General features: G+C 39.2%; 10 protein-coding genes and 1 pseudogene. All 11 read right to left on the bottom strand.

The window, feature by feature from the left end:
• Positions 1 to 115: 115 nt before the first annotated feature.
• Positions 116 to 589, bottom strand: a pseudogene (locus tag M3610_RS15850) (JAB domain-containing protein); the annotation flags it as partial.
• A gap of 61 nt (positions 590 to 650) precedes the next feature.
• A complete protein-coding gene (locus tag M3610_RS15845) occupies positions 651 to 1,223 on the bottom strand; it encodes a Maf family protein (protein ID WP_098574210.1) in 573 nt (190 codons plus the stop codon).
• 362 nt (positions 1,224 to 1,585) lie between these two features.
• Entirely contained in the window at positions 1,586 to 2,713 is a 1,128-nt protein-coding gene (locus tag M3610_RS15840; RefSeq protein ID WP_251460419.1) for a hypothetical protein, read from the bottom strand.
• A gap of 102 nt (positions 2,714 to 2,815) precedes the next feature.
• Positions 2,816 to 3,592 carry a GspMb/PilO family protein gene (locus tag M3610_RS15835; protein WP_251460416.1) on the bottom strand — a complete coding sequence of 259 codons (777 nt, stop codon included), beginning with the start codon at positions 3,590 to 3,592 and terminating at the stop codon, positions 2,816 to 2,818.
• Complete coding sequence (locus tag M3610_RS15830) at positions 3,589 to 4,461, bottom strand: PilN domain-containing protein (RefSeq protein ID WP_251460414.1); 873 nt, start codon at positions 4,459 to 4,461, stop codon at positions 3,589 to 3,591. Before M3610_RS15830 ends, M3610_RS15835 begins: the two co-directional genes overlap by 4 nt.
• Positions 4,461 to 5,456, bottom strand: coding sequence for a type IV pilus biogenesis protein PilM (gene pilM, locus M3610_RS15825; RefSeq protein WP_251460411.1), 996 nt, complete (start codon positions 5,454 to 5,456; stop codon positions 4,461 to 4,463). Before pilM ends, M3610_RS15830 begins: the two co-directional genes overlap by 1 nt.
• Before the next feature lie 17 nt (positions 5,457 to 5,473).
• The gene (locus M3610_RS15820) at positions 5,474 to 6,235 is read right to left on the bottom strand and encodes a prepilin peptidase (RefSeq protein ID WP_251460408.1); all 762 of its coding nucleotides are present in this window, start codon (positions 6,233 to 6,235) and stop codon (positions 5,474 to 5,476) included.
• A gap of 8 nt (positions 6,236 to 6,243) precedes the next feature.
• Positions 6,244 to 6,753, bottom strand: a complete 510-nt coding sequence (locus tag M3610_RS15815) for a prepilin-type N-terminal cleavage/methylation domain-containing protein (RefSeq protein ID WP_251460459.1) — start codon at positions 6,751 to 6,753, stop codon at positions 6,244 to 6,246.
• A 144-nt stretch (positions 6,754 to 6,897) separates the two neighbouring features.
• Positions 6,898 to 8,115: a type II secretion system F family protein gene (locus tag M3610_RS15810; protein WP_251460406.1), complete on the bottom strand. Its 1,218-nt coding sequence runs from the start codon at positions 8,113 to 8,115 to the stop codon at positions 6,898 to 6,900.
• The gene (locus M3610_RS15805; RefSeq protein WP_251460403.1) at positions 8,108 to 9,157 is read right to left on the bottom strand and encodes a type IV pilus twitching motility protein PilT; all 1,050 of its coding nucleotides are present in this window, start codon (positions 9,155 to 9,157) and stop codon (positions 8,108 to 8,110) included. Before M3610_RS15805 ends, M3610_RS15810 begins: the two co-directional genes overlap by 8 nt.
• Before the next feature lie 12 nt (positions 9,158 to 9,169).
• The gene (locus tag M3610_RS15800; RefSeq protein WP_251460400.1) at positions 9,170 to 10,831 is read right to left on the bottom strand and encodes a GspE/PulE family protein; all 1,662 of its coding nucleotides are present in this window, start codon (positions 10,829 to 10,831) and stop codon (positions 9,170 to 9,172) included.
• Positions 10,832 to 10,842 lie beyond the last annotated feature (11 nt).

Raw genomic sequence — 10,842 nt, 5'->3', positions numbered from 1 at the left:
ACATGCTACACTCCCCGCTCAGTTTCCTTCGCGGATAAGTTGACTGATGATAGGGTATTGAATGTGATAAATCCCTACTGCTTTGCCAAAACAGATTTTCTAAATGCCCTTATGGGCGCACTACCTCCCTTGGGTGCACGATTGAGGCATTTAAGCTGCCAATGAAAATGGTTTGTTTATGAATGACCTGGTTCTTTGTGTTTAAGTACAAACACACAAAATGCTCTTGTGAAAGAAAGCGCATATCATTCATGACATACTTTGCTCCGTCTTCAGGGGAGCGGATGACATAGCGGTCCTTATAGTCGAGGTTTGAAATCCTTCTGCCAATTTCGACGGCGGCGAGGATTTGGATGGCCTTGGCAGAACCAATCCCTTTGATCTCGGTCATTTCTTCTAAAGTAGCTGCTTTTAAAAGACGTAACCCTTCAAAATGAGTTAACAGCCGGTTCGATAATTGCAGGACCGATTCGTCTTTTGTCCCGGTTCGCAGCAAAATAGCGATTAGTTCATGATTCGATAAGCTTTGTGGGCCATGTTGAACAAACCGCTCCCTGGGTCTTTCGTCTTGAGGGAAATCACGGATCATTAATGTATTAGTGGACACTTTTTTTCCTCCCCTTATTAAGGGAGTTAATAAACAAAAAAGTTTAATACGGCAACTGGTAGCCTGCCTTTTTCAATTCTCTTACCAATCGTGAAACAGGCAGTCCGACAACCGCAAAATAGTCTCCATTTATTTTTTTGACAAGCATACTTCCGAGCTGCTGAATGCCATATGCACCTGCTTTATCAAGCGGTTCACCACTTTTTACATACGCCCGTATTAAGTCGTCTGTTAACTCCCAAAACCAAACTTCTGTTCTTTCATAAAACTTTGTTGTCCCTGTTTTCGACACAATTGAAACACCTGTAAAAACTTCATGCTGACGACCTGACAAGCTTTTTAACATGGTAAACGCTTCTGCTTCATCTGCGGGCTTTCCTAAGATTTGATTATTCGCAACAACAATGGTGTCCGAGCCAATCACAAAGGCATCCTGGTTTTCTTTAAAAACAGTCTGTGCCTTCCGGTCGGCTAACTCCATTACTACATCTTTTGGAGCGAGAGCTGGGTCAAAACTTTCATCAACTTCACTACTTGAGATCGCGAATGTTAAACGGAGAGTTTCTAGAAGTTCTTTTCGCCGTGGAGAAGAAGAGGCTAAAATGAGGTTCTGCATTCGATCACCTTACCTTTATGGTACGTATTAGGGAGATACAATTCAATCCTATCAGAAATTGTAGTCTCAAACAATTTTTATATAATTAAATTTTGATGGAATTTGTAAAATTATGCAGAGGTTTTTCATTTTTTTGGAAGGCAAAAAGCCTATCAAAAATTTGATAGGCCTTATTTACTGTCTAGCTCCAGCGCCCAGCGGCTAGTGTACTTCGCTCTCCGCCCTACGATAAGTCAACATCGAATCGCTACGCTCTCCGTGTTTCCTTTATCTCGGTTGGAGCGCTCCAGTCCATACGCCGCTAAACAGGTCGCTTCCGCTTTTCTGATTTCCCGGAAAATATCGAGGAATGTCGATAGTGTTTACTTAGAAAAATATACTGACATGAATTTTAGTAAATGCTGCTGTGCGTCACTAAGATTTTTTACCTCTTTTGATTCTTGAAACGCCTTTACTTTTTCGTTTGCACTAACCAATTCTGCTTTTAGATCTTTTATCTTTTCGTTTTTCACAACGGTTTTTAACGGTGCTTCTATTTCTGAAAGGACTTTACTTGCGTCCTCGGAAAGTTCCTTGGTCACAAGGGCATTTGAAGTGGTAAGAGAGATCGTTCTATAAATAGTCGGTACTGCTTTTAAAAAGGTCTTTTCTTTATCCGTGATACCAGAGAACTTTTTTTCGTCTAATAACAATGGCTTAGCAAATACGTCTTCAATCCCGTCTTCTTTATACTGCGCCCCTAAGGCCTTTGCTCCTTCAATCGAATCTGCAACACCTAGAAATAAAAAATACTTGCCATCCATTTCTACTGTTTGAGATGGAACATTTTTCGAAGATAAATTATCTGAAGTTGCTTTAGCTCCAGAATCTGAAGAAAAAACACCACCTTGAATGACATAGGTCGTTAACTGGGAAATGGAGGCAGATGAAGTATTTTTGGCTTCTGCTGTTTTCGTGTTATTGCTGCTGGCAGGATTGTCCGTGACCTCAGTTGGAACTGTTGTCACCGTCTTCTCAGTTGGTGATGTGATAACTAACTTCAGCATCACAACACCAATTGTTGTTCCAATTAATATAGCGAATGCTGCAGAAATTAAGATGGATCCTAATGGCCGGCCATTTTTCTTTTTGATATTCGATGTGAATGATGTTATTTTCGGCAGGGACGTTTTTTTGCTCGTTGGACTCGGTATAATTTTGAGCTCCCCAATGTCTTTGTCGGAGGACTCAGGAATAATCCAATCAAAGCTTTCGTCAACCGATTCTTGGGATGCCGCCGTCTCACTATTAACATCAGATTCTGATTCTGATTCTGTATGCTCGGTATTTATTTTTATTACTCTTGGAATTGGATCACTGTTAGATTCAACCTCATTTTTTGAAGGAACTTCTTGAATGGGCGGGTTTTCTCCATTTAATTTGATCTTAATTGTATTGCCATTATTGGGCTTGTCCACGAAACCGTACTCCTCTCTCTTCCGATGAGTCATTGGCTTCATCCTATCATAAAGACAAAAAAAAATAACAAGACTTTTGTCGTCTTGTTATCGTAGACTTTCGCCAAATTATTTATTAGTTTAGCATGGTGATAATTATGGCTGTGTGTCAGTTGTGGCAGAGAATTGGCTTAGTGGGTTGTCTTTGCCAGCTGGTTTGGGTGCATCGATTTTTGGTAATTCTCCTGCTAAATCATCTAAAGTTGGCATGTAAAATGCAGAAATTGTCAGACTGTAGGTTAACGGCTGATCTTCTTGGTCTAAACTTGTGATCTCTTGGCCGCCTGAATAACTGATAGATTCAACCACGATGATCCGTTTCAACGATTCGAGTGTTTCAATAAACTTTTCTAATTTCTTGTAGTTTGGTGATTCAACACTCAATGAGATGGTCATTTTTTTCATGCCCGTAGTTTGACTAGAGGCTGTTTGTTGTGCCGTTGTGTCCTGCGTTGCTGCAGCTTGTGAAGTGTCAGTTGTAGTTTGCTGACCATTGGCATTTTCAGCATTTGTTTGGTCAGCAGTAGCAGTGCTCACATCCACGTCTTTGGAAAAACTCATCGAACTAATCTTACTATCAGAAATGGTTTCTGCTTTCTCTAAGTCTAAAATTAGCTGTTCCTGCAACGGCTTTACAGGCAGCTTTTTCTGTAACTCCCTCGTACCTTCAGAAGTTTTTTGGGTTTCTTCTGCATTTTTTTGACTAACGATTTCTAAAAGTTTTTGTTCAGACTCAAGTGACTGCTGCTTGAGATCTAAGTCTGTTTTTAAAGGAGCTAGTTTAAAGAATTGAGCATAAACAATGAATAATATCAGTATAAGAGCGACCGCACCAATGATTAGGCCTTGTTTTTTTGAGAAACGGAGTTTCATGATTCAGTCACTCCTTCCTCATTGTTCTTGCTATTTTGGGTATTTTTCTTTACCACTTCTTTATTCAACTTTAATTCAAATTGACCGGTATAGCGCGGAAGGATATTATCCTTTTCTTTCTTACCCGTTGTACTGCTGGCTGCAGTCTTAGAGGTATTGGTCGAATTTGTATTTGGTGTCGAAGTAGTGGCAGTTGTTTGCTCACCACTTGTTCCAGATGTTGAATTTGTTTGACTACTAGAATTGGTAGTTGAATTCGGATTTGTCCCAGTTTGATTCGTATCTGATTGATTGGTTTGTGTCGTTGTTTGGGTTGTTGAATCTGTTGAAGAATTCGATGGATTTGTTTGACTAGTTGATGAAGCTGTACGGTCACTTGTCGATTGTTCATTCGCAGCTGCAGTTAACGAACTCAAACTCGATTCTTCAATCCATTTTGATTCATTAAGATTATCTAAAAAGTACGCAGCTTCTCTTGCACTATCAAATTGAACTGTTAGTGATATTGTCCCAGCCTCCGTGTAGGCAAAGTTCTGAATAAAGCCACGCTCAGGTAACAATGATGTCAGATGACGCATGACAGGAAGTGTCTGAATTGGATATTCATTAGCCCATTCAATCGCACCCTTTAATTGACTAACAGAGCTAGCAGCAGCAACTGTTTCTGTACTTTTATTTTCATTATTAGTAATCCTCTTTGTCATCGTAATTTGTCTATCTAATGATGCCATTTCATTTTTGACAGCATTGGTTTGCCAGAAGTAAAATGCACCAACAAGTATCAGCAATGCAACTAAACTAGATAAAGTAATGATAAAGCCGATCTTTTTCGGTTCCTTTTGGGGAAGCAGGTTAATTTCTACTAACATTATTGCACCTCTTTTAATGCCAGTCCTAAAGACAGTAATTGACTAGGAGGTAGATTTTCTTTTTTTCCTTTAGAATCAGATTCAAGAGAAATCTTATCAACAGGTACATCCAATCTCTCAATCATTTCATCATAAATTGCTTGAAGCATCGGATGATCACCGTTCAGCAAAAACTTTGTAATATCACTTTTTTCATTGTTAAGTGTATATCGGTAGAAGTCGCTTAATTTACTTATCTCTCTAAATATATCCTCAAACTGAATCACTAACTCTTCTGCCTCACCGGTATACTTAAATACCAATTTACCTGTCAAGTCTTTCTTGACATCCCAAATATCTACATTAAACGGTAAAGGAAATTGACGCATAACAAGCGGCACATTTTTTTCAAAAATACAAAGGTTAACACTGGTCAAATCAAATTGGACAGAGAATATTACCTCATTAGCACTGGTATTATCAAGTTGATGATACAATCGGTACAGTGCAAGTGGAGAAATATCTGCCGCAATCGGGTTAAGCTTCAGCTTAGAAAGTAAGTTTGCATACTCCATTACCTGCTGTTCCGGTGCTACAAATAAAAGTAAATCCCGAGTTTTGCCATCACTTTCTAATGGGTAAAAGTCAAAGACAGGCTCTTCAAACGGTAAGTGAATACTTGACCCTAGTTCTAGATACAAATATCCCTGAATTTCATCATCTTGAATTTCAGATGGTATTGAAACTTTCCGGATGATTACAAGGGGATCAGGTACTAGAAAGCGAATTTGCCGTCTTTGAATTTTCCATTCATCAATACACTCCTCTAGGATGTTTGATAAGGAATCAATATCGGTAATTTTCCCATCACTGATAATACCTGGGGGAAGAAAACGCTCGTTCCATCTCTGAGCAGAAGGTGGATTCGCCTGTTTTAACTCTAGCAAGCGAATAGAATGATCATTTAAAACCAGATTAATTATTCGGTTTTTAGGTGTAAAAAGGGAAAAAGACATGTAAAAAAACCCCTTATTTAAAATCCTTGGTTAAGGAAATGTATATACAAATTAATTAAATCCGTTCCCCAATAATAGGCTGTTAAGGTTCCAGCTGCAATAAATGGTCCGAATGGAATGGGCTGACGCCTGTTCACAATTTTAAGAAGTAATGCCAATCCACCAATAACAGCGCCAAACAATGTCGAAAGGAAGAAGGACAAAAGGACTAGTTTAATCCCTAATACTAATCCAATTAGGGCATACAGCTTAACATCCCCGCCTCCCATTCCACCTTTGCTGACAACAGCGATGAGAAGGAGAAGTATAAATCCCGTTACGGCACCCAAGAGACTGTCCCACCATGGGTTTAACGGCCAAAGAATCCGTTCCAATAAAAAAATCCCTGCAAACCAGATTAGAATTTTATCAGGGATGAGCATATAGTGAATATCTGAAACTACGATAATCATAAACATTGAGATTAGCGTTAGAGCGACTACTAATTCTCCTGACCACCCGATAACTAAAGGAGCTGTCATAAATAGTAAACCAGTAAGCAATTCAAAAATTGGATAGATAGGAGAAATCCGCAACTTACAGCCGCGGCATTTTCCTCCTTGGAGCAAATATGAAATTACTGGAATAAGTTCATAAGGTTTTAATTGGTGCCCGCACTTCCCACATGACGAACGGGGAGTAACTATTGATTTCTTTAGCGGAACTCTTAAACCAACTACGTTATAAAAAGAACCTAAGATTAAGCCTAATAACAAGAAATATGAATATATTATGTTCATCTTCCTAATTAAGGTGTAACGACAACACTATCTCTTGTAATATGACTTATTTTAAAAGGCTCAGCAGGTACTGCAGGAGGACCAGTTACTGCAGCCTTTCCATGTTCGTCAACGGTAACCTTTGCACTTTTTAACATAACTGCAGTTACTTTACCACTCTCAATTTTTACATAGGATCCTGTAGCAGGCGCAGTTGTACCAGTAACCAAATCGTCAGTTGCGGATAAGTATCCAGAACCGTTAGGATCGTCAACTTTTTCCAAATAACCTTTTGTTTCTAGGTAACCCAATGTTAAGAAATGGGTATTTGCTTGTAGATCACTATTTGAAGCTATAGCCATTTGAGCTGAGCTTACCATCTGCTTTGCATTTGCAATATGTGCGTCTTTTTTGGTGTTTCCAATAATACCCAAAATTGACGGTATTGCAATTGCAGCAATAATACCTAAAATAACGATAACAGCAAGTAGTTCAATTAATGTAAATCCCTTTTGATCTTTTAGCCTATTTTTTAACATTTGACGCATTAATTTCATCTCCCTATATGGTTCTATTAACCTAGTAATATTGTCTCTTGTAGTATACATTAATAGACATAGAAATGAAAAGAGAATTTTAAGGTACTTTGTCCTATTTTCTCAGAATTTTTGTTTTCTTGTCTATTATTGATTCATTTGTTGAAATTGGTCGAACATGCTAAACATTGGTACCATGATGGAGGTGACTATAGTTCCTACTAACCCTGCCAAAAATACTATCATTAATGGTTCAATTAACGATTTTAACCGATCTGTGCCATTTTCTACTTCTTTCTCATAGAATTCAGCAATTTTGGATAACATTGCGTCCAAAGCCCCAGTTTCCTCACCGATGGCAATCATTTGAGTAACCAATGGAGGAAACGCCCAGTGGCTCTCCATTGGTTCTGTCATGGAACGCCCTTTCTCTAATGAATCCCGTGACTCTCGAATGACCTTTGCTAGAACTTCATTTTCAACGACTTTTTCTACAATCGACATTGCTTGAAGAATCGGTACTGAACTTGAGAACAATGAGCTGAGAGTTCGCATCATCCGTGCCAGTGCCGCTTTTTGAAGCAAATTACCGAATATCGGCATCTTTAACAAAAAATAATCAAAATAATATTTAGTTTGATTACTTTTTTTAATATAGGTAATTAAAAAGACCACAGCAAAAATGAGCAATATAACAATCCACCAAAAAGACTGCATAAAACTACTTGCTGACAGGACAAACTTGGTGATTGCAGGAAGTTCCCCGCCCATATCGTCAAACATGGAAACAAATGTAGGTACTACGGCCACTAATAAGAAAATAACTACTATAATAGCAATAATTCCAACCGCAATCGGATAGGAAAGTGCAGATTTAATCTTTTGCCGTGTGTAATGTTGTTTTTCGAAATGCTCAGCTAAACGATCCAGCGTCTCATCTAAATTACCGCTGACTTCCCCTGCTTTTACCAGGTTAATAAACATTTGATTAAAGATTTTCTTGTGTTTAGACACAGCTTCAGAAAGAGGATTCCCTTCCCTCATCTCTTGTTCCACATCTAGCAGGGCTTTCTTTAATGCTTTGCTCTCAGTTTGATGGGCTAAAATCGAGGTTGATTCGACAACCGTGACTCCTGCTTTAATTAAAGTCGAAAATTGTCTTAAATAAATGACAAAATCCTGCAGTTTCACTGGAGTTCCAAGCGTTAGGTCCTTAGTCATAAGGGTCTCTGGCACTTGAGTCATTTCAATTACTCTAATTCCCTCTTCTTTCAACTTTTCCATCGCTTCCCGCTTAGAACCTGCATTAAGAGTGCCTTGCCGTTTTCCTTTACGATCCCGCCCGCTGTATTTAAATCTAGCCATTCATCATCATCTTTTCATGTAAGTATTGCGAAGCGGCTTCCTTTTGGATCAGATTGCGATCGAGAAGGTCCCTTATACTCATTTCAAGCGTATGCATTCCTTGGGCGCGGGACGTTTGCATTGTACTTTGGATTTGATGGATTTTTTCATTTCTTATAAGGTTGGCGATGGCAGGGTTATTTACTAATATTTCTGTTGCCGCTTTCCGGCCTTTTTTATCCGTAGTCGGGAATAAACGTTGAGAAATAACCCCGACTAAAACAGAAGCTAACTGGACACGTATTTGTGGCTGCTGTGCAGGTGGGAAAACATCAATGATTCGGTTAATGGTGGTCGGTGCACTTGATGTATGAAGTGTCCCTAAAACAAGGTGACCTGTTTCAGCCGCAGTTATCGCGATTGACATGGTCTCGATGTCACGCATCTCCCCAACGAGAATCACATCTGGATCTTGACGGAGTGCTGCCTTTAAGCCACTTGCGTAGTTATTGGTATCGAAACCAACTTCCCGCTGATCAATAATCGAACTCCCATGACGATGTAGATATTCGATCGGGTCTTCTAAAGTAATAATATGCTTTCGCATTGTTCGATTCATATAATCAATCATTGATGCTAAGGTCGTTGACTTCCCGCTTCCTGTTGGTCCCGTTACGAGAATTAAGCCCTGTGGCTTTTCAACCAGCTTAGAAATGATATCTGGTAAATCTAGTTCTTCAATTGTTGGTGTTTTGGATGCGACTGTTCTTAAGGCAATTGAAACACTTTTCCGCTGATGATAGGCATTGACACGAAATCTAGATATACCTGGAACACCATAGGAGAAATCCAGTTCCCCTTTTTCTTTAAATAAGTCCCACAAACCTTCTGGTATAATCGCTTTTGCCATACCCTCGGTGTCATCTGGCATGATTTTATCGGTTCCATATCTTCTTAAGTCACCATTTATACGCATCACCGGGGGAACACCGACCGTTAAATGAACATCTGAGGCTTTATATTCAATGGCAGCTCGTAATATAGCGTCAATTTTTTCTTTCATCTTCATGCTCTCCTACTCCAGAATTGCTACTTTTAATACTTCTTCGGTTGTCGTTAACCCTTGTTTTATTTTTAATAATCCATCATCTAATAAAAAGATCGTTTTATTTTTATTTGCCAATTCTTTCATCTTTTGAAATGACTCACCATTCATCATTGCCCGGCTCATTTCGTCATTTATGACCAACACTTCATGAAGAGCAAGCCTGCCTTTATAGCCTGTCATGCTGCAGGAGGAACAACCTTTTCCTTTAGTAATTTTGTCAATCTTCATTCCGCGCTTGGCAAAAATCTCGATTTCACGCTTCGATGGCTCTTGAAGCTCGGCACAATCACGACATACTTTTCGAACAAGACGCTGAGCAACAATCCCGCTAAGTGATGAAGCAAGTAAAAATGGTTCGACACCCATGTCAATCAGACGGGTAACTGTCCCAATTGAATCATTAGTATGAAGAGTACTTAAAACCAAGTGTCCCGTTAATGAAGCTCGAATTGCCACTTCAGCCGTTTCTTTATCACGGATTTCCCCAACCATAATAATATTCGGGTCTTGACGTAGAATCGATCGAAGTCCCGCCGCAAAGGTCATCCCTACGTTCGGGTTAACCTGAATTTGATTAATCCCTTCCAATTGATATTCAACCGGGTCCTCGACGGTAATAATGTTAACTGCTTCACTGTTAAGCTTATTAAGTGCAGCATAAAGGGTCGAGGACTTCCCTGATCCTGTTGGCCCTGTTATAAGGACAATCCCCGTTGGCTTTTCAATCATCTCATTGAATCTCTTCAGATTTAATGAATTGAAACCAAGCTTGTTCAAATCATTTAATGTGGATCCCATATCCAAAAGCCGCATAACAATCTTCTCACCATAAACAGTTGGCAGAGTGGAGACACGGAGATCAACCGGATGAAAGTCGAGATTCAGCTTGATTCGACCATCCTGCGGTACCCTATGCTCAGTTATATCAAGATTAGACATGATTTTTATTCTAGCTGTTAATACACTTTGCATATTACGCGGGAGAATTCGTTCATTCCTAAGAACACCATCAATTCGGTAACGGACTACCACCTTTGTCTCTTGTGGATCGATATGAATATCACTGGCCCGATGAATCACTGCATTGGTCAATATCTGATTCACTAATCGAACAATCGGAGAATTTTGATCTGTTACGTCTTCATTTCTGTCTCGATCATTTAATGGAAGTTCATCAAGTAATTCATCTAGTCCATCATCAACATCATAATATTTATTTATAGTCCGGAGAATATCATCCTTCGTAGAAATGGCCGGCTCAATATGAAAACCGGTCGACAACCGCAAATCATCAATCACGATAAAATCCATTGGATTCGCCATTGCCACGAAAAGCTTATTTCCATCCCTTTTCAAAGGGATGATTAAATTTCTTTTGGCTGTTTCTTTGGTGATTAGTGAAAAGAGATTGGTATCAAATGGATATTGAAAGAGGCTGACATGCGGAATACCAAGTTGATATTCAAGCACCTCAACTAATTGCTGTTCTGTTAAATATCCTTTTTGTAACAGGGCATCTCCAAGTTTTTGAGAATCATTTTTTTCATCTAATGTAGCTTGAAGTTGCTCAGGAGTAATTAAACCTTCTTCAATTAACAAATCTCCTAGTCGTTTTCGTGATTGCCTCATTTTACATCCCT

The sequence above is a fragment of the Neobacillus sp. MER 74 genome (genome assembly GCF_023714155.1).
Note: the sequence above shows the minus strand (reverse complement) of the source record. Positions and strands in the feature narration are given on the sequence as shown.

Coding starts and splice junctions, on each gene's coding strand:
- M3610_RS15845 (WP_098574210.1), bottom strand. CDS start 1,223: ATGCAGAACCTCATTTTAGCCTCTTCTTCTCCACGGCGAAAAGAACTT.
- M3610_RS15840 (WP_251460419.1), bottom strand. CDS start 2,713: ATGACTCATCGGAAGAGAGAGGAGTACGGTTTCGTGGACAAGCCCAAT.
- M3610_RS15835 (WP_251460416.1), bottom strand. CDS start 3,592: ATGAAACTCCGTTTCTCAAAAAAACAAGGCCTAATCATTGGTGCGGTC.
- M3610_RS15830 (WP_251460414.1), bottom strand. CDS start 4,461: ATGTTAGTAGAAATTAACCTGCTTCCCCAAAAGGAACCGAAAAAGATC.
- pilM (WP_251460411.1), bottom strand. CDS start 5,456: ATGTCTTTTTCCCTTTTTACACCTAAAAACCGAATAATTAATCTGGTT.
- M3610_RS15820 (WP_251460408.1), bottom strand. CDS start 6,235: ATGAACATAATATATTCATATTTCTTGTTATTAGGCTTAATCTTAGGT.
- M3610_RS15815 (WP_251460459.1), bottom strand. CDS start 6,753: ATGTTAAAAAATAGGCTAAAAGATCAAAAGGGATTTACATTAATTGAA.
- M3610_RS15810 (WP_251460406.1), bottom strand. CDS start 8,115: ATGGCTAGATTTAAATACAGCGGGCGGGATCGTAAAGGAAAACGGCAA.
- M3610_RS15805 (WP_251460403.1), bottom strand. CDS start 9,157: ATGAAAGAAAAAATTGACGCTATATTACGAGCTGCCATTGAATATAAA.
- M3610_RS15800 (WP_251460400.1), bottom strand. CDS start 10,831: ATGAGGCAATCACGAAAACGACTAGGAGATTTGTTAATTGAAGAAGGT.